Source organism: Shewanella sp. SM74 (assembly GCF_025653725.1).
Taxonomy (GTDB): domain Bacteria; phylum Pseudomonadota; class Gammaproteobacteria; order Enterobacterales; family Shewanellaceae; genus Shewanella; species Shewanella oncorhynchi.
Genome location: NZ_JAKKRZ010000046.1, coordinates 1 through 18,269, shown reverse-complemented (window position 1 = coordinate 18,269; position 18,269 = coordinate 1). Strand labels below are relative to the sequence as shown.

General features: G+C 47.1%; 17 protein-coding genes and 1 pseudogene. 10 read left to right on the top strand and 8 right to left on the bottom strand.

Annotated features, from left to right (window positions below):
* Positions 1–231: pseudogene (locus L5M49_RS23535) on the top strand (IS4 family transposase); the annotation flags it as partial.
* A 339-nt stretch (positions 232–570) separates the two neighbouring features.
* On the opposite strand, the gene L5M49_RS23530 reads toward L5M49_RS23535, so the two are convergent.
* Positions 571–2,568, bottom strand: a complete 1,998-nt coding sequence (locus L5M49_RS23530; protein WP_263266916.1) for a methyl-accepting chemotaxis protein — start codon at positions 2,566–2,568, stop codon at positions 571–573.
* Between the two features lie 346 nt (positions 2,569–2,914).
* Positions 2,915–3,337: a Cd(II)/Pb(II)-responsive transcriptional regulator gene (gene cadR / locus L5M49_RS23525; RefSeq protein WP_173579282.1), complete on the bottom strand. Its 423-nt coding sequence runs from the start codon at positions 3,335–3,337 to the stop codon at positions 2,915–2,917.
* 53 nt (positions 3,338–3,390) lie between these two features.
* Here cadR and L5M49_RS23520 point away from each other — a divergent pair, with 53 nt between their 5' ends.
* Positions 3,391–4,071 carry a cation transporter gene (locus L5M49_RS23520; RefSeq protein WP_254431799.1) on the top strand — a complete coding sequence of 227 codons (681 nt, stop codon included), beginning with the start codon at positions 3,391–3,393 and terminating at the stop codon, positions 4,069–4,071.
* Positions 4,072–4,411: 340 nt separating this feature from the next.
* Here L5M49_RS23520 and L5M49_RS23515 read toward each other — a convergent pair whose 3' ends face one another.
* A complete protein-coding gene (locus L5M49_RS23515) occupies positions 4,412–4,699 on the bottom strand; it encodes a hypothetical protein (RefSeq protein ID WP_263266915.1) in 288 nt (95 codons plus the stop codon).
* Between the two features lie 77 nt (positions 4,700–4,776).
* Between L5M49_RS23515 and L5M49_RS23510 the strand changes: the two genes are divergently transcribed.
* A complete protein-coding gene (locus L5M49_RS23510; protein ID WP_263266914.1) occupies positions 4,777–6,207 on the top strand; it encodes an IS4-like element IS50R family transposase in 1,431 nt (476 codons plus the stop codon).
* Here L5M49_RS23510 and L5M49_RS23505 read toward each other — a convergent pair.
* Together L5M49_RS23505 and L5M49_RS23500 are read right to left on the bottom strand one after the other, a co-directional pair.
* Positions 6,197–9,370 carry a DUF748 domain-containing protein gene (locus tag L5M49_RS23505; RefSeq protein ID WP_263266913.1) on the bottom strand — a complete coding sequence of 1,058 codons (3,174 nt, stop codon included), beginning with the start codon at positions 9,368–9,370 and terminating at the stop codon, positions 6,197–6,199. The two genes, L5M49_RS23510 and L5M49_RS23505, sit on opposite strands and share 11 nt — an antisense overlap.
* Before the next feature lie 255 nt (positions 9,371–9,625).
* The gene (locus tag L5M49_RS23500) at positions 9,626–10,006 is read right to left on the bottom strand and encodes a VOC family protein (RefSeq protein WP_028760394.1); all 381 of its coding nucleotides are present in this window, start codon (positions 10,004–10,006) and stop codon (positions 9,626–9,628) included.
* 434 nt (positions 10,007–10,440) lie between these two features.
* On the opposite strand from L5M49_RS23500, the gene L5M49_RS23495 reads away from it, so the two are divergent.
* From L5M49_RS23495 to L5M49_RS23485, 3 genes are all read left to right on the top strand, one after another.
* On the top strand, positions 10,441–11,145 hold the full coding sequence (locus L5M49_RS23495) for a DUF445 domain-containing protein (RefSeq protein WP_105253144.1): 705 nt from the start codon (positions 10,441–10,443) through the stop codon (positions 11,143–11,145).
* A gap of 102 nt (positions 11,146–11,247) precedes the next feature.
* Entirely contained in the window at positions 11,248–11,598 is a 351-nt protein-coding gene (locus L5M49_RS23490) for a VOC family protein (RefSeq protein ID WP_105252887.1), read from the top strand.
* Complete coding sequence (locus tag L5M49_RS23485; RefSeq protein ID WP_028760391.1) at positions 11,573–11,806, top strand: DUF1289 domain-containing protein; 234 nt, start codon at positions 11,573–11,575, stop codon at positions 11,804–11,806. Before L5M49_RS23490 ends, L5M49_RS23485 begins: the two co-directional genes overlap by 26 nt.
* A gap of 125 nt (positions 11,807–11,931) precedes the next feature.
* Here the strand turns inward: L5M49_RS23485 and cdd are convergent, their stop codons facing one another.
* Positions 11,932–12,822, bottom strand: a complete 891-nt coding sequence (gene cdd, locus L5M49_RS23480; protein ID WP_028760390.1) for a cytidine deaminase — start codon at positions 12,820–12,822, stop codon at positions 11,932–11,934.
* A 211-nt stretch (positions 12,823–13,033) separates the two neighbouring features.
* The gene (gene sbcB / locus L5M49_RS23475) at positions 13,034–14,452 is read right to left on the bottom strand and encodes an exodeoxyribonuclease I (RefSeq protein WP_263166805.1); all 1,419 of its coding nucleotides are present in this window, start codon (positions 14,450–14,452) and stop codon (positions 13,034–13,036) included.
* Positions 14,453–14,628: 176 nt separating this feature from the next.
* Here sbcB and L5M49_RS23470 point away from each other — a divergent pair, with 176 nt between their 5' ends.
* Positions 14,629–14,847 carry an Arm DNA-binding domain-containing protein gene (locus L5M49_RS23470; protein ID WP_242068348.1) on the top strand — a complete coding sequence of 73 codons (219 nt, stop codon included), beginning with the start codon at positions 14,629–14,631 and terminating at the stop codon, positions 14,845–14,847.
* Between the two features lie 333 nt (positions 14,848–15,180).
* On the opposite strand, the gene L5M49_RS23465 is transcribed toward L5M49_RS23470, so the two are convergent.
* Entirely contained in the window at positions 15,181–15,642 is a 462-nt protein-coding gene (locus L5M49_RS23465; protein ID WP_049821724.1) for a Fur family transcriptional regulator, read from the bottom strand.
* A gap of 214 nt (positions 15,643–15,856) precedes the next feature.
* Here L5M49_RS23465 and L5M49_RS23460 point away from each other — a divergent pair, with 214 nt between their 5' ends.
* The 3 genes from L5M49_RS23460 to L5M49_RS23450 form a co-directional block, all read left to right on the top strand.
* Positions 15,857–17,467 carry a TonB-dependent receptor domain-containing protein gene (locus L5M49_RS23460; RefSeq protein ID WP_263266911.1) on the top strand — a complete coding sequence of 537 codons (1,611 nt, stop codon included), beginning with the start codon at positions 15,857–15,859 and terminating at the stop codon, positions 17,465–17,467.
* Complete coding sequence (locus L5M49_RS23455) at positions 17,446–18,057, top strand: TonB-dependent receptor domain-containing protein (protein WP_317630129.1); 612 nt, start codon at positions 17,446–17,448, stop codon at positions 18,055–18,057. Before L5M49_RS23460 ends, L5M49_RS23455 begins: the two co-directional genes overlap by 22 nt.
* Before the next feature lie 59 nt (positions 18,058–18,116).
* The coding region (locus tag L5M49_RS23450; RefSeq protein WP_263266917.1) for a helix-turn-helix domain-containing protein at positions 18,117–18,269 on the top strand (153 nt) is incomplete at its 3' end.

Below are 18,269 nucleotides of genomic sequence, written 5' to 3'. Positions count from 1 at the left end.
GAATGTCAGCTACTGGGCTATCTGGACAAGGGAAAACGCAAGCGCAAAGAGAAAGCAGGTAGCTTGCAGTGGGCTTACATGGCGATAGCCAGACTGGGCGGTTTTATGGACAGCAAGCGAACCGGAATTGCCAGCTGGGGCGCCCTCTGGGAAGGTTGGGAAGCCCTGCAAAGTAAACTGGATGGCTTTCTTGCCGCCAAGGATCTGATGGCGCAGGGGATCAAGATCTGATCAAGAGACAGGCCTGAAGGTCATTGGAGGTCTGCGTCCTAAGCGGCAGCAGTAATGCGTATTGCAGCCGTAGGATAACTTTCGAGGAAAAAGACTGGGCCCAAAAGTACTGGCGACCGATTTCTCACATGTCGAACTCACACTATCGCGCCAGAATAGTTGTTCATGTTTTTCCCATTGTCGTCGGTAATGCTGCGGTAGCAGTCGTAGAGTTTGAACGGGCGTCCGTCAAGCCCTCCCGACCCACACAGGACTGACGAACGCCTAAATGAGGTGCGCCGGCCAATGCTAACATTGAAGCAATGTCAGCACTGAAAGCCTGCGCCGCACTACAGTCGGTTATCTGATCTGAAACCGGGAAGCTGATTGGCGCAAGGCTTCGGAGTGCATCTGAAGCTGATCAGCGGAGGACACAACATCACATATCGCGGCATAGTTTCGCTCCGACATCTGGGCGATGTTTTCGACACTCTTGGCGATCTCATTATTTGCATAGCTTTGCTCGCGTAGCGAGGTAGAAATGCTATCGATTGCCGCCAGAACACTGTCGGTACTGCCATGAATGGTCGCCATCGAGTTCCCGGTATTGCCGACAAGTTCCATGCCCACATTGACCATGACTGTTCCCTGCGCCATGCTTTCCACCGCCTGCATCGTACCGGTACGAATCGCTTCGATCATCGCGGCGATATCCTGGGTGGACAGTTTCGTGCGTTCTGCCAGCTTTCGCACCTCGTCGGCAACCACGGCGAAGCCGCGCCCTTGCTCTCCCGCTCTTGCGGCTTCTATGGCTGCATTGAGCGCCAGAAGATTGGTTTGATCGGCAATTTCCTTGATGACATTGACAATATCGGCGATTTTGTGGGATTGGTCGTCAAGCGTTTGCATGAAGATAGATGACTGATTGACGTTTTCGACGATTTTGTTCATTTCAGCTATGGTTTTTTGGGCAAAATGCTCCCCTTCCTCTGCCATATGCTTTGAATCAATGGCGCTCTTGTTTACGTCTGCAGTGTTGTCCGATATGTGGCTGATGCTAACGGTCATCTCTTCAACAGTCGCCGCGACAGTCGCTGCTGCGTCTGTCTGCTGGTTGGTTGCATCCTGCACCTGATGCGATGAGGCCGACAACTGCTTAGCTAATCCGGCCAACTGAACCGTTGCTACGACGATTTGTTCGACCATCTCACGCAGCCCGTCCTGCATCGATTTCATGGAAGCCAGCAGGCTTGCCGTGTCGTTGGGCTGGAGGTTGATGGCTGTTGACAGATCACCTTTGGCTATTCTCTGGGCAACCTTGGCGGCGTACTCGGGCTCCCCGCCCAAGGTTTTTAGCAGATTGCGTACAATCGCAAAGCAAATCCACAGGGTCAGGCCGACAGCTACCAGAAGCAGGCTGGCGTACGAAACGAATGCATCACGATCTGCATCCATATTCGCGTGGATTTCCTGCTGGATATCCTTTGTGTAGCTTTCCTCGACCGTCCTCAGCAGGTCAATTTTTGCAGTGATTTTGGCAAACCAGTCCTCCGGGGAATAGACCAGCTCGGCATTTGCACCCTTGTCCTTGACCATCTGTTCGATGGTGCCCACTTCCTTGAAAATCGGCTCGGCTAGCTTGGCACGCAGTAGTTTTTCCTGATCCGGCGTGGCGTACCCGATGGCCAGGCGCAAATAGGTGGCCTGATCGTTGATCAGACTCTGAAAAGTGCTGAATTGTTCAGAAGTCAGGCGCCCGGCGCTGAAGCCGCCGGCTACCAATCCCCGCTCCTGACCGTTGCGTTCCTTCAAGAACAATACTGCCTGTTTGGCATTCGACAGGCGTGACAGTTTCGATGACGGCATCTGGTTTCCGGTACGCAGCGCGATTTCCAGTAACTGCGAAATCGTCTCGCTGTAGAAGCGGAAGGACTCACCGGGTTCAAGCGAGAGACGTGTTATCTGTTCGCGTTTTTTTTCGAGTTCGGCCAAAGGCGCGCTCACCGTTGCAAGAGGCTTGATATAGCGTGGCCCGACCATGGACGCGTCGATGGATCGGATGCTTTCATTCAGACGAGAGATGGCGGTATCAGAAAGCTTGCGCTGCGCCGTGAGGTTCTCGGCAAATTTTCCGCCCTTGCTGTTGAGGAAGCCGGAGCTCATGCCGCGCTCCTTCTGTAGCTCATGCACTACTTCACCCAACTCGATCACGAGGCTGACCAGAGATTCGGCTTGGACATGAGACTGATAATCCGCGTACTTCTTCCAGGCTCCGCTTAGGCCAAGGACCAACATGACCGTAATCGGCACGGTGGCGATCAGCAACAATCGGCTTTTTAGGCTCAGTTTTTCAAACATTTCAGCTCCACTAATTGTTTATTAGAACAACAAAATTCAAATCAATGAGTGTGGTTAGAGCAGCTTTCGGAGTTAAGCCGCCGCTTGAACGGCGGCTATTCCCCTCTGGCGACCGGCCGCTTGTGGCCGATCTTACGCATTCACTATCTTGCCGAAAAGCGGTCCTTAGCAGAAACTAATGTATCAGCGAACGACTGCTTTCGGAAACGGCCTGGAACTTCCGGTGCCGGCCATTTGCGGACATTGCACAGGCCGTGGCACTGAGTTGCCCAGGGTCTGCATGACCATCAATAGCCGACATTTAACAGTAAGCTCTGGCACGTTCATTCGTAAGTTTATCAGGTCGTCATCGATGGCAGGCACAGCCCTCGTCATGAGAGGCAACAACCAACTCGTGCAGAATACCACACTCCCGCGCCGTTGAGTTTTCGTCACACTGGGCGCGCAATGCCACAAGCTGCTTTTCAAGGGCTTGCATGCTGTTGAGCCGTTTTCTGACTCGTTCCAATTGACTATCAATCAATCGGTTAATGTCGCCGCAATCTGCCTCCGGGTGCACGACAAAATCCAGCAGACGCTTCACATCAATCAGCGGCATATCCAAGGCTCGGCAGTGGCGGATGAAGGCCAATCGCTCAATGTGTTGCTCGCCATATTCCCGGTAACCATTGCCCTGCCTAGGTGGTGACGGCAATAATCCGGATTTTTCATAGTAGCGGATAGTATCAACCTCCACCCCAGTTCTCTGAGCCAGTTCGCCAATACGCATGTCAGCCTCTCGTTTATTACGATAATTATAGGTGTTGACCCTGGAGTGTCAACATGGTTTTCAATGGAGGCATCGAATCTGGAGGAAACGTCATGGCCGGTTGTTGTTCAGGTGGATGTTCGTCAAGCAAAGGAGCAGTCGACCCACGTTATCGCAAGGCGCTCTGGGTTGCACTTATCGTCAATACGCTGATGTTTCTTGTGGAGATTATCGGAGGGTTGCGATCTGGTTCGATTTCCTTACTTGCCGATGCCGTTGATTTCGCCGGAGATGCGGCCAACTACGGCCTTTCCCTGACCGTGCTTTCCATGGGGCTCCTGTGGCGTGCCCGTGCAGCCTTGGTGAAAGGGGTGACGATGGGGGGCTATGGCCTTTTCGTGCTTGGTAAAACAGCATGGGCAGCGATGTCCGGTGTGCCACCAGAGCCTTTCACCATGGGCGCTATAGCCCTGGTGGCGCTGGCCGCCAATCTCACCGTCGCCCTGATGCTCTACAGTTTTCGAGATGGCGACGCCAACATGCGTTCCGTCTGGCTGTGTAGCCGCAACGATGCCATCGTGAACGTGGCAATTGTTTTGGCTGCTCTCGGTGTTTTAGGCACGGAGACGGTTTGGCCTGACTTGCTGGTGGCAGTAATCATTGCGGCTCTTGCGCTCTCCGCGTCGTTCAGCGTAGTGCGCCAAGCCCGCAACGAAATTGCAGCGGCCTCCGGTGAGCAGCCTGCCATCAGTTGAACGATTGGTGCTCAGCGACCTCATCGGAGGCTTGTTTGCCCATCAATAAACAAACAGCAAAGACCGCTTTTCATATTTCAACGGTCACACACTCAACGCGAACCTCAATGACAGCAACGGGTCGGGTCCGGCTGTAGTGACGATGAGAAAGCGGCCGTTCAAGGCTACCAGAAGCCGAAGGGCGGCTCACCGCCGCGTTGCCGCCCGACGCCGGCCGATAGACCAATGGCCGGATTGGCCGACGGGCTGTCGGTCAAATGTCGCGGGGAGTGGCTGCTCGACTCTGGAACTGGCCGTTGAACTACCAGGCGGCGATGCGCCACGGGTCGGTATCGACAGATCAATCTCGGTTGGCGAGTGCCATGACTTGGCTGTTCCAGCCATTGGACCAGGAGCGCCGCATTACCTGCTCCAGCAAAATGTCGGGCGCACCCACCAGCCGCTCGATGACCGCGGGGGCCAACAGAGTCAGCCGCATGATCCGGCGCACCTGCGTTACGTCCATGCCCTCGGCCTTGGCGATGGCGGCCACCGACGTCGATCGATCCTCATCCAGCAGCCGCTGCCAATGGTGTGCCAAACCGAGTGCCCGCATCAGCGCGCTGTCCTGCGCCTGACGCTTATACACAAGTAGCGCCCTGAACGGAACCTTTCGCGTTTTCCAGGATCTGATCTTCCATGTGACCTCCTAACATGGTAACGATCATGATAACTTCTGCTCTTCATCGTGCGGCTGACTGGGCTAAATCTGTGTTCTCTTCGGCGGCGCTGGGTGATCCTCGCCGTACCACCCGTCTGGTTAACGTCGCCGCTCAATTGGCAAAATGTTCTGGAAAATCAATAACCATCTCATCAGAGGGCTGTGAAGCCATGCAGGAAGGCGCTTACCGATTTATCCGCAACCCCAACGTCTCTGCCGAGGCGATCAGAAAGGCTGGCGCCATGAAAACAGTCAAGTTGGCTCAGGAGTTTCCCGAACTGCTGGCCATTGAGGACACCACTTCTTTGAGTTATCGCCACCAGGTAGCCGAAGAGCTTGGCAAGCTGGGGACGGTAAAGGATAAATCCCGTGGATGGTGGGTTCACTCCGTGCTCTTGCTCGAGGCCACCACATTCCGCACCGTAGGATTACTGCATCAGGAGTGGTGGATGCGTCCGGATGACCCTGCCGATGCGGATGAAAAGGAGAGTGGCAAATGGCTGGCAGCGGCAGCAACCAGCCGGTTACGCATGGGCAGCATGATGAGCAACGTGATTGCGGTCTGTGACCGCGAAGCCGATATTCATGCTTATCTGCAGGACAAACTGGCGCATAACGAGCGCTTCGTGGTGCGCTCCAAGCACCCACGCAAGGACGTAGAGTCTGGGTTGTATCTGTACGACCATCTGAAGAACCAACCGGAGTTGGGTGGCTATCAGATCAGCATTCCGCAAAAGGGCGTGGTGGATAAACGCGGTAAACGTAAAAATCGACCAGCCCGCAAGGCGAGCTTGAGCCTGCGCAGTGGGCGCATCACGCTAAAACAGGGGAATATCACGCTCAACGCGGTGCTGGCCGAGGAGATTAACCCGCCCAAGGGTGAGACCCCGTTGAAATGGTTGTTGTTAACCAGTGAACCCGTCGAGTCGCTAGCCCAAGCCTTGCGGGTCATCGACATATACACCCATCGCTGGCGGATCGAGGAGTTCCATAAGGCATGGAAAACCGGAGCAGGAGCCGAGAGGCAACGCATGGAGGAGCCGGATAATCTGGAGCGGATGGTCTCGATCCTCTCGTTTGTCGCGGTCAGGCTGTTACAGCTCAGAGAAAGCTTCACCCTGCCGCAAGCACTCAGGGCGCAAGGGCTGCTAAAGGAAGCGGAACACGTAGAAAGCCAGTCCGCAGAAACGGTGCTGACCCAGGATGAATGTCAGCTACTGGGCTATCTGGACAAGGGAAAACGCAAGCGCAAAGAGCGCGCCGGGAGCTTGCAGTGGGCTTACATGGCGATAGCCAGACTGGGGGGCTTTATGGACAGCAAGCGAACCGGAATTGCCAGCTGGGGCGCCCTCTGGGAAGGCTGGGAAGCCCTGCAAAGTAAACTGGATGGCTTTCTTGCCGCCAAGGATTTGATGGCGCAGGGGATCAAGATCTGATCAAGAGACAGTCTTTGGCCTCTGCGATAACAGTGTCTTTGATTTGGGCAGGATCGGCTTTAACTTCTTGTTCATAAAGCTTTACTAGCGCATCGGCAAGCGGCCCTTGGGTCGGGAATTGACTCGGACTTAAATCATCAGGTAACGCACTAAATTCAGTATTGGCTAATTTAGCAAATTTACGCTTCATGATGCGCTCAGCAATGGCTTGGCTGTCATTGATGGCATCGACTTCCCCTTCAACGCTGAGCTTGAGCATAGGTCTGTCGAGTAAGGCGCTAGCGAGTTTGTCTAAACTTTTTTGCTCATCTTCACTTAGGCTGAATTTGCCTGCGGCAAAGCTGATCTTATCTAAGGTTTCGTCAGAACCTATGAGTCCTGCTAAGAAAGTGAAGGGCGCTGTGACGGCTTTAGTGATCACATTGGTAATCGCCGTCATTATGATGCTGCCGACACTAAAGCTAGGTGAGTCTAAATCGCCAGAGACTTCCATGCCTAAATCAATCACGCCGTTACGGTCCTGCAGCAGGGCAATCGCGAGCGTGATGGGTAAGCTAGTGGCAAGGTCACTGTCACTGGGTTTACCAAGTTTCAGTTGGTCTATGACTAGATGGTTACTGCCCTTGAGCTTGTTCTTATCGAGTTGATAGTTCAACGATAACGATAGCTGCCCTTTATCTATGTAGTAACCAGCATAGGTGCCTGAGTAAGGATTGACTGAGGTTAACTCAACACTCTTAAAGACTAAATCGAGATCTAAATATGGCATATCTAGCAAAGGGTTAATATCGCCTTTTAGGGTTACAGGCGCATACTTGTCTATTTTACCTTTGATATCGACCGAGGCCTTCGTCCCTGGCGTTGACGACAAGTGAGTGATATTACCTTCAAGTAACTCAATCCCTGAGGCAAAGTTTGGTGTCAGTGAGTTATCGGCAAAGTAAGCTGAGCCTTGGCTAAAGCTAATTTTTTGAATATCGAGGCTTAACTCAGGCGTTGTCTTGCTTGCCGTTTGCAGCTCGGTTTGCTTAGCACTGGCTGTGGTTGTGTTTTTAGTTGTCTTGCTATTTGCAGCCGGAGCCTCAACGATAAGATCGCTGATATTAGTGGTTCTATCTTTGGCTATCACCACTTTGGCGTAGGGTTGATTAAAGGCTAAGTGATCAATTTTGATTTGATTTTTCTGTTGGTCAAAATCCAGTTGATTGATATTCATCTTTTGCCATTTGACCAGTGGAGCATTACGCAATTTGTCATGAATAGCTAAATCATCGATCTCAACACTACCACCGTAAATGGCTTTGCCTTTAGCATCGGCGGTCAGCTTGCCTGCTGAGCTTAATAGACCGCTCTTGAGCTGGATATTCACGTAGGGCGCTAAATAGGGCTGAAATTGGGTTAATGCCAGCTTATCGAGTTGGATATTGGCATCTATGGTTTCGCCCGTCACATCGACTTGGCCTTGAGAGCTCAAAGTACCTTGATCATTGAGGCTGAGTTGTAGCTCATATTCAATCGGAGCGGTTAAGGTACTCGTTATGACCTTAGTTGAAAAATTAAGCGGATACACTCGCCATTGCTGCGGTGTGGCCGTTAGCTTTTGTTCCGATAGATTAAGGTCATAGTTTTCAATATTGAGCGCATCGAGTTGCACTAACCAAGTGTCTTTTGAAGGTGTCTTAGGCGCTTGCTTGACTGGCTGTTGAGGATTTGCCTCTGAAGCGATGTCTGCAGCGGTTTCTTTAGTGGCATTAGTGGTGACATTTGCAGTCGCTTCTGTCTTTTGTTCTGTTTTATTACTCTCGTTAGTTGCGGCTAATTCGCTTTCCGTTGCTTTGTCTGCGCTATCGCTTGCATCAGTGGCAGTCTCTGCTATTTGACGTTTTTCTTCCACTTGCGCAACTTGTACGTGCTCTAGCGATTGAGCATCTGCTGGCTTAGCATCGATTGGTTTAGCAACCGGCTGCGTAGTCGTTGTGGAGGCGCTTAACGATTTAGGCATGAATAAGCCAACAAGATCGAGCCCGTCTTGGTTCAAAATGGCACTCATTGTTAGGCCATCGCTGTGGAGTTTGTTGATATGCACTTTCTGCTGCTTCAAGTTGGCTGAAATGCCGTCGAGGGCAAACATGGGGAGTTTGACCACTGAGCGATCTTTGTTGTTAACGTTAAGTTTTTCAACAATAAACTGGCCATTGTTGCTGATGACTTGTAACTCGCCATTCTCGGCAAGATCCACTTGATACTGAGTTTTAATACTGAGCTCGCCATCCGTGAGGACGGGATTAAATTGATCGTCGATAAATCGCCATAGTGGTGTCAGTTTCAGTTTGGCGACTTGGATGTCACCCGCAACTTTTAGCGGGTACAATTGGAATTGCCCCTGCAAACTGATTTCACCAGCATGATCATCACTGAGTTGTATTGCATAGTGATTGTGCTTGATAGGCGCAATGGGTGAGTCAGACGTTGATTGGGCGTTTGGTGTCGTATTATCAACTTTGTTTACTTTTATGGCTGGTGTTATCGATGCCGATGATGCCGCCATCAAATATTCAGTATCAAGGGAACTGAGTTTTAGATTGATATTGGGGTAGTTCACTTGAGCATGGGTAATTTTGTCATCGAAGTTAAATTGTCCCGCATCCAACACAAATTGGCTGAGCAGGACACGAACGGGTGAGCTGGCTTCTGTGGGGGCTGTTTCTGTGCTCGTGGATGAATGCTCGTTCAGGGTCTGCAGAATATCGTCGAAGTTGAATCCCGCTTTCCCTTTTTTCTCCACGCGAATGATATGTGCGTAGGGCGCTTGTATGTGTATGTTTTCGATAACGGCGGCGCGATTAAAAACAGATCGCCAAAAGTGTATTTCGAATTGGACTTGTGCAATGCCAGCAAAAGGTTTGTCGTCTTTTTCTTTAATGGTCAGTTGGTCGATTTCGACTTTGAAATTAAAAGGGTTAATGCGTATATCACCGAGGGTGACGGGACGACCGAGCAGAGTTGAGAGTTTTTCTGGTGCCAGCGTGGTTATCGCATAGGGGAGGATTAAACCTAATGTGCAGACATAGCTAAGGTAGACTGCTGTGAGGTAAATAATCACTCGCAGGTATCTTGGGAGGGCAAAAAAAGAGTGTCTGAATTGCGATAACTGGGTCAGCATTAATATCAAGGCTCCAATGCATAAGACAGGGAAAAACTTCCATAAGTACGGACATTCTAGCGAATAATGCTAATGTTTCCAGAAATTATTTATATTTTTACCAATGAAATCTTGGTATTACACAGACAATAACGTCTTCTGATCTAAGACGTTCCTGAGTGGTAACCTATCATCTACATTGATAACTACATGTGTTTCAGCCTATGGCTAATGATTTGAGTCGTCAATACTCACTATGTTGGAGGCTATTTTTGATCAGCGATTTAAATAACTAATCGCTGCAATAATGGCGCCTTGTGGATCTTTTATCCAACAAAAACGGCCTACTTCGGGTATATCTTCAGGACCAAACAGAATATCCCCGCCAAGTTTTTTTGCGCTGATAGCGACTTGATCGACATCGTTAACGGTAATGTAGCCAGTCCAATGTGAGGGAAGCATTGGGAGCAAACTATCGGTGATCCCCCCAATGCTGACGCCCTGATTTTCAATAATATGATAATTACCGTGGGGCATTTTGACGGTTTTAAAGTGCCAACCAAAAATCTCAGCATAGAAGTGCATAGCTTCTTCGGTATTATTGGTTGTCAATTCATGCCAACTTAACGCCCCTGCAGTGTTAAAAGCCGATTCCATAAGCGCATCCTTTATTCTATTTGGGGTAAATTTTGTGTATTGAGCCGAGGTTAACTGTCAGTGTTCAGTGCCAGCTGTATTCTGAGCCATATTTTTTGTGCGTTATCTTGATTGAGTGTAGTTGAGGCAAGTTGATAATTCACAGACGGTAAATTAAAATTTTTGCTTTTTTAGGTCGGCAAACATTAAATTAACTTAATGTTCTACAAGGAGATTCACTTTATTCAGTGCTGGCTAATCAGCTTCTTGTGGCTCAGTGGCGCTGCGGCTTAGTTGATGGGCTTCATCTTGCCCCTCGCGCCAAGACTTAGCACTGAAAACAGATTTTAAAACGGGTTTGTTTACTGTGGTTTGAGTGTTAGACCTGACTCCCGTTAACTTGTTAATATAGGCGAGTTTTGCATCTTATCGATGCCACCTTAGGGGATACGAGATTGAATAAGAGTTTAGTGACGAATTTATTGGCGGCTGCTTTGGTCGTTGTGGGTTACCTGATGAATTCGGCAATTGTCCTGAATGTCGGATTATTTGCTTTATCGGGTGCGATTACCAACTGGGTTGCAGTTTATATGTTGTTTGAGAAAGTCCCCGGACTCTATGGTTCGGGAGTTGTGCCTTCTCGTTTTGAAGAGTTTAAGGCCGGTATTGCTCATTTGATGATGAAACAGTTTTTTACCACTGAAAATATCGACCGATTCCTGTCTGAAAAAGAAGGGCTGAGTAAAATAGACTTGGCGCCAGTGATTGAAAAGGTTGATTTAGCGCCTTCTTTTGATGCGTTAATTAGCACAGTCGCCCAATCTTCCTTTGGCGGCATGTTGTCTATGTTTGGTGGCACAGATGCCTTATTGCCGTTAAAAGAGCCGTTTATTGTAAAGATGAAAGCTTCTTTAGTTGAAATGGCACAAAGCGATGCATTTCACGAGTTGCTGAAACAAGAAATTGAACAGCCAAATGTGATGGCCGATCTGCAAACTAAAATTGCTAACATAGTGGAACAAAGATTAAACGAGTTAACACCACAAATGGTGAAACAAATCGTTCAGGACATGATCCAAACGCACTTAGGTTGGTTAGTGATTTGGGGCGGCGTGTTTGGCGGTCTGATTGGACTTGCCGCAGCCTTAATCCAAGGTTAACCTGAGTTAAAGCCGCGAATAGAATGGGAGCTTTGGCTCCCATTTTTACTTACGCATTTTATGTTCATCATTTTGTGCCCTGATTAAATAGCAAGGAAGTCTATGAACCGTCACCACAGTATCAATTATTTGGAAATCCCAAGTCGCGACATTGCGAGTTCTAAGGCCTTTTTTAGCCAGGTTTTTGGATGGACCTATGTCGATTATGGCCCTGAATACAGTTGCTTTATGGATGTCGGCATTACTGGGGGATTCTATCAAGCCGACGTGAATTTCACCCTCGCAAAAGGTTGCCCGCTGATTGTGATCTACAGCCAGAACTTAGAATTGACTCTGACGGCTGTCGTAACAGCTGGTGGCATTATCACAGCTGACATCTTTAGTTTTCCCGGTGGCCGTCGATTCCATTTTGTTGAACCTTGTGGCAATGAATATGCCGTCTGGTCAGAATGATCCTAATGTCACTCCTTGTATTCGAAATTGTTGTTTAGATCAGCAAGATATTTGTTTAGGTTGTTTCAGGCATCTTGATGAAATTTTAGCGTGGCGCGTTATGTCGGAAGTGGAGCGGCAAGCTTGTTTTATTAGGATGGAGGAGCGTAAGGGGGAGTATCTGGCTAAGTTCAATGACGTGGTTAGTAGAAGACAGGATGGAGTATGACTAGCCGTCAGAATTGCTTACGATAATTGATTTTTAAGCTTTAAGTGGATAATCGAACGGCGAAATATGTATTAACGTATTTCGCCGTTGGCATTTTGAAACACCCTTGGCATTTGAAGCAGACGTTACACTGGATCTACCACTATGTGCTCAAGTTCGATGGCGGCAACGGTATGGAGCGCATCCATAGTCGCGCCAACTAAGCTGATTTTTCCTTGAGATGACTCAATTAAAACCGCACGGCTGATATCGCTAAACTCACGATTGTGGCGTGCCAGATTTGATAAGGCCATCTGCATGGGTAGCATAGAAGGATTGAATGCCGCATTTTCTGCGTAGCGACCGCAATAGGTTGCACCATCGTGAGTTTCTAATACCACGGCGGCAAAACTTTGGGTGTAAGGTGCATAGCTTAAACCTGCATGATCTAAGCCTTCTATGATCATAGGATCGGCACTATCCAGTACAAATTCAGTTTGTTGCTTGGCCATTAATGGAGAAGTGACATTTAAGTCTTTTGGCCCAAAAGCATAGGGTAAATAATAGGCCAGAGGATGGCTTTCCTGTGCGGGTAGATGAATGCTGATCTTGCTGCCTTCAACCAGTTCATTCATAAACTGACGACAATGACCGCAAGGACTGGCATTAACTATAATATCAACAATTTGGCTTTCACCACTGAGCCATGCGTGGCTGATAGCGCTTTGTTCTGCATGGACAGAATGAAATAACGCTTCACCGGGTAATTCTAAGTTGGCACCCATGTAGATATCGCCACTTTTACCTTTGGCTATCGCGCCGACATAAAACTCACTGATAGGCGGTTTGGCCAATGCCGCTGCTATCGGCAGTAATGCTAATAACACTTCTGCTTCGGTCATTTTGCTTGCACTTGTTAGCGTAGCAAGTTGCTGCGCATCAATGTGTCCAGCAAAATTCTGGTGCAACATTGGGATAAGTGCATCGGCTAACGGCGTTGGCAGTTGGGTTATGCTACGAATGAATCTATCTTGCATTTCCCTATTCCTTATTTGTTAAGTTCATGGAAGAACATTCTAGTAATTTTGTTACAGCATAAATGCGAGTTAGCTCGCGTTTATACGCTGTCAATGTCAGTGCTATCGAGAGTGATAAACTTATGTTACTCACGTATAGAGTGAGTCTATTGGTGCACACAAATAAGCTTAAGACTATAAAACAAAAGACTTAAGCTTGAATTTACACAACTTAAAGTTCACGCAAATAATGACAAAGGGCAGCAAGTAGCTTTTGCTTAGTCTCATCCGCTTGTGTTTCTTGTAGCAAATTTTCTAATTTAAGTACGTAGTCTTGATCGGCTAAGCGACTTTGACAGAATTCACGCCAGCGCTGCGACTCTGTATCATCGAGTAGTTCAGGGTAATTACGGGCGCGGTAACGAAACAGCATTTCAGGAATACGTGGATCATCAAACTGCAAATCTAACGCCGCTAGATTTTGCGGTAGGGTATGACGGATGATTTCCATTTTTGCTTTATCAGCTTGGCTAAAGAACCCACCAGAATACAGCATCAAATCGGGATCTGTGGTCGCTCTGCTGTCATCGTGCTCAAATAATAGCGCCAGTTTTTCACGTAATTCTGGGTGACGTTTTAGGCGTTTATACTGCTCTCTGGCAAATTCTTTATCTATACCTAAACGAACGGCATGCTCATCACTGAGGATTTTTGCCGAGGTGATAAAAGGGCACTTATTAAGATGAATTTGTTTTACTGCAATAGGTAATTCATCTTCGGCAAGATCAGCCCTTGACGTATACATGCGCGTTTTAATTTGCTCGACATCTAGCTCGAATAGCGGTGTTAAATCCATGGCTAAATTAACGCAAATAACGGCATTTTTGTTAGTTGGATGGTGCGCTACGGGTGAAATCAACGTTGCACAACCATTACGCGCACTAATTTTAGAGCTCACATGGACCAAAGGCTGCATATTGAGCACATCGATTTGATCGCTAACCGCTTGCTTGCGGCGCAGGTCAAAATAGTACTGATATAACTTAGGCTGTTTCTCGCGAATGAGTTTTGCCATGGCGATGGTTGCATACACATCAGACATAGCATCATGTGCTTTCTCATGGCTTAAACCATTCGCTTGGGTAAGATGTTCTAGCTTAAAACTCGGAGAGCCATCTTCCTTTGTCGGCCAGTTAATGCCTTCGGGCCTAAATGCGTAACAAGCGCGCACTAAATCAATGATATCCCAACGAGAGTTGCCATTTTGCCATTCACGGGCATAGGGATCGATAAAGTTCCGATAAAAGCCATAACGGGTCACTTCATCGTCAAAACGCAGTGAGTTATAACCTGCAACACAAGTGTTTGGTTGGCTAAATAGCGCTTGAATTCGTCCCATAAACTCAGTTTCAGGGATGCCTTTTAAATTAGCTAACTGTGGAGTGATCCCTGTGATTAATATTGCTTCCGGAGACGGCAAATAATCAGTGGCTTGCTTACAATAGAATGTCTCAGGCTCGCCGATGATATTGAGATCTAAATCGGTGCGAATACCCGCAAATTGCGAGGGTCTGTCTTTCGCTGGGTTCGCTCCAAATGTTTCGTAGTCGTGCCAAAAAATCGACCCTGCTTTATCGTCTTTCATCTTCATTTATTTTCGTTCTCTAAAGCATGTAACTTCATGTTATCAGTAGTTAAATTGCTTTAATTGGATTCGTTGTCATTCACATCAATTTATTATGCAGCTCTTCGATGTGAGTACATAATCTGTATATATTGGGTTCTGCGTCAGATTAGCTAAAATCACATGTACACAGGGTAATTAAAATGTCTTTATCTGACAATTGGTTACGTGCAATAAACGGCAATCCATATTTAGAGAAACCAGAGCTTGCAGACCGTGACGGCTTAAGCGTTCGTATTACCCCTGCAGGGACTATAACATGGCAGTATCGATTTAGGATTGATAATCCATCAGGGTGCTTAACCTTTGGTCTCTACCCGGATTTAGGACTTGCTGACGCACGTAAGCTGGTCCCTGTGTGACTAAATTCATGGGTAAATATTATAGATCCCTATGCGTTTTGGAAACCGCTTAACACATTCGAAGGCCGATCAGTTCCGCTTTACTCGAGATATTATAAGAACAGTGGAACTTATATCACTCGCCATGGCGCTTTCCCACGGCAAGCGACCGGGTAATGTTGCTTCCATTAATGAGCTGGTCCGCGATATGAAACCAAGACTGGCTATCCACGATTTTAGACGGACATTATCGACCAGAATATCGGAAGTTGGGGAATTATAGCGTTACTGTGAGTATGGGATAAGTTCAATAACCATGATAAATAGCGTTCCAAATTAGTTAATGTATATAACTTAACTATTATGTTGCTGCTGACATTCATGACACCAACCCGCTAATTCAAGCTGTGGGCTCGATAAGGTAAATTCTGCTTGGCTAACATTCAACTGTAACTGTTCAACAAGAGCAGTGGGCAATGCTATCTCCGTGACTTTTTGACAAGTATTACAAATTAAAAATTGATTGTGAATGTGATGATCGCATACATGATGGCAGGCAATATACTTATTCACCGTTAATAACTTATGCACTAATTGTTCCTGTACTAAGAAATCCAACATGCGATAGATAGACATTATGGGTAAACTCTCGCCCAAACTTTGTTTTAACACATCGGCAATTTCATAGGCAGACAAAGGAACATCATGCTCCTGTAATACGATAAGTACTTTTTTGCGCTTACTGGTAAGATTGATGCCTTTTTCTTCACACTTTTTCACAACTTCACGCAGTAAATCAAGATTTTTTCCCGTCATAGAACTGCCAATTTTTTTGAAATGATCATACTTGCACAGTTTACCTGATCCACCCCTTCTAATGACAATCTTTGTTAGCAATCATCAGTCACCATACCGAGTGCTGTTCTGATTGCTATTTACAATCAGTAACTTAATTTACTTTCATTTATATTGAACTCGATTGATACATAATGATACGTTGTAACATATCATTTGTTTCAGCAGTAATCATATGGAGACGACCCACAAAATGAACTTCCACAAATACCTTCTGTTATTAGGTGTTGGCACTTTAGCTGTTTCAGCAGAACCTATTGAACGTATCAATGTCACTGGGCATGCTTTAGAAAAACCACTAAGTCAAAGAATACAAGCCAGTAAAATCGAACTCAGCGGCGATGAACTTAATAATCGTAAAGCCGATACCTTAGGTGAAACTTTAAGCCAATTACCGGGGGTAGACAGTGGTTTTTTTGGTAGCTCATCGGGTAGGCCACAAATCCGTGGATTTGGTGGAAACAGGGTTAAAATGTTGCTCAATGGAACTCAAGTTGAGGATATGTCGTCGGTGAGTGAGGATCAATACATCCCCATCGAGCCCTTTCTTGCTGACAGTATCTTGGTCATTAAAGGTCCTATAGCTGTTATTGCCTATGGTGGGCAAGCGATGGCAGGCATTGTTGATCTCCAAGATGGTCGTATTCCATTGAGCCCAATCAATGGGTTTAACAGTCGCGCTGAAGTGAAAGCTGGCTTCAATAGTACAAGTACCGCACTGGCAAAACTTACCGCAGGGAATGAATCTTTTAACTTTGCGCTGAATATGATCAACAAAGACCGTGGTGACTACGATATCCCTGGATATTCTAAAGACAGCGATTGTAAAACGTGGACAAAAGTCGTAGGTGCTGCACAATTTGCCGATCTATGCCAAATCAAATATGCGCAACCTGTGTGGCAGATGAACAATCAATTAAAACGCTATGAAGATGCTACACCTTTAGAACAACAAATTATCACCGACTACTCAATAGACAGTAATGGCACTGTGCTTAACAGCAGCCACCACACATCATCATTCTCGGCAGGCGGAAGCTACACTGGCCAACAACGTCTTTTGGGTTTGGCTTATGGTTATACGGACACTCATCGCGGTATTCCTGGATTCATGCGTCGTGGCAGCAGCGCACCAGTGGATTTTGATCAACGGGGTAATATTCGAATTTTCTCCCGTGGTGATCGCGTAGATATGAAGTATGTCGAAAACTGGGATGACAATTGGATAAACTCATTTAGCCTCGATGGCGCCTATTCGAATCAAGTCGATGATGAGCATATGGCAGAGGTATCCGTTAACCAATTCGAAATTACCTCTTGGGTCATTAGCCCTAAGCTCTATCATAGTTGGACATCAAACTTCGATGGTGTCTTAGGATTACAGTACGACACTAAAGCTTATAAAGGGGAGGGCTATGACAATTACATGCCTGATGTCGATAGTCAAAACTATGCAGCCTATACGCTACAAACCCTGCACTTTGGTCCGGTTACTTTTGAGTTTGGAGGTCGTTATGATGCGATTAAGCACCAAGTAAACGCAGAGGGTTACAAGGTAGGTCGAGGCTCAGGAGCGAATGTTAAAGATAGAAATTTTTATCTCCAAAGCTACTCAGGATCACTGCAATGGGACATATTGCAAAATTGGTCAACACGAGTCAATTACGTTCATGCCGAGCGTGCTCCTGAAATGAATGAGCTTTACGCCAGTAACCCACACTATGCTCTGTTAATTGAAGAACAGGGCAGCATCTTAAAAAGGAAATTAATCACTCCTTTGAAATAAATACCACCGCTAAAATCGCCGATTTACAGCTAATGGCAAGTTGGTATCAAAATCAATTCAATGATTTTATTTATCTTGGTAGTACAGGCCTCGAGCGTAATGGTACTTATGTTCGTGAATGGCGCCAAGCAGATACAAACAATCAAGGGTTAGAGGTACAAGCTATCTATACCTTCCCGTGGCAAAGGTGGGGAGTTTTTGAGCTCAGCGCATTTACTGACAGAGTGAGAAATACTCCTCGATATCAATACGATGGTAGTTACGACATCTTTAGTACTCGTCCACCTCTCGCTGGTGAGCGGGACGAATACTTTCGCCGCAGGTTAGAAGGCACTTCAATGCCTCGAACACCACAATCCAAAACAGGCACTGCACTAAATTGGCAGTATGATGCGCTTACTGTGTCCATCGATTATGTTCGCTATCATTCACAAGGTGACGTTAGCAGATTTGAGAGGCCCTCTGAATCTTATGCTTTGCTCGGAGCCAATATCACTTTAGATCAAGTCATTTCGAAAGTGCCGATTCAATTCTACCTAAGCTTAGACCAGAATTCAGATAATAACTGCGACACTCTAATCGAGGTGTAGAAGAAGCCAACTGCTGAAAAGTGGTACGCTTTATCTCGCCAAAGTAAAAGAGTATCACCATGAATTATCAACAGTTGACCGAAGCAAGACGATACCAGATTTCCGTGCTGTTAGAACAGGGCTTTTCGATAGCACACATAGCTAAATGCATTGATTGTCATCGCTCTAGTGTCTATAGGGAAGTTAAACGATGCCAAGGGCAATCGGCAATC

What these genes read in the sequence shown, in the direction of transcription:
- L5M49_RS23460 (WP_263266911.1), top strand. Translation starts at nt 15,857, where the DNA reads ATGGAGACGACCCACAAAATGAACTTCCACAAATACCTTCTGTTATTA.
- L5M49_RS23530 (WP_263266916.1), bottom strand. Translation starts at nt 2,568, where the DNA reads ATGTTTGAAAAACTGAGCCTAAAAAGCCGATTGTTGCTGATCGCCACC.
- cdd (WP_028760390.1), bottom strand. Translation starts at nt 12,822, where the DNA reads ATGCAAGATAGATTCATTCGTAGCATAACCCAACTGCCAACGCCGTTA.
- L5M49_RS23500 (WP_028760394.1), bottom strand. Translation starts at nt 10,006, where the DNA reads ATGGAATCGGCTTTTAACACTGCAGGGGCGTTAAGTTGGCATGAATTG.
- L5M49_RS23510 (WP_263266914.1), top strand. Translation starts at nt 4,777, where the DNA reads ATGATAACTTCTGCTCTTCATCGTGCGGCTGACTGGGCTAAATCTGTG.
- sbcB (WP_263166805.1), bottom strand. Translation starts at nt 14,452, where the DNA reads ATGAAGATGAAAGACGATAAAGCAGGGTCGATTTTTTGGCACGACTAC.
- L5M49_RS23505 (WP_263266913.1), bottom strand. Translation starts at nt 9,370, where the DNA reads ATGCTGACCCAGTTATCGCAATTCAGACACTCTTTTTTTGCCCTCCCA.
- L5M49_RS23465 (WP_049821724.1), bottom strand. Translation starts at nt 15,642, where the DNA reads ATGACGGGAAAAAATCTTGATTTACTGCGTGAAGTTGTGAAAAAGTGT.
- cadR (WP_173579282.1), bottom strand. Translation starts at nt 3,337, where the DNA reads ATGCGTATTGGCGAACTGGCTCAGAGAACTGGGGTGGAGGTTGATACT.
- L5M49_RS23520 (WP_254431799.1), top strand. Translation starts at nt 3,391, where the DNA reads ATGGTTTTCAATGGAGGCATCGAATCTGGAGGAAACGTCATGGCCGGT.
- L5M49_RS23490 (WP_105252887.1), top strand. Translation starts at nt 11,248, where the DNA reads ATGAACCGTCACCACAGTATCAATTATTTGGAAATCCCAAGTCGCGAC.
- L5M49_RS23485 (WP_028760391.1), top strand. Translation starts at nt 11,573, where the DNA reads ATGAATATGCCGTCTGGTCAGAATGATCCTAATGTCACTCCTTGTATT.
- L5M49_RS23470 (WP_242068348.1), top strand. Translation starts at nt 14,629, where the DNA reads ATGTCTTTATCTGACAATTGGTTACGTGCAATAAACGGCAATCCATAT.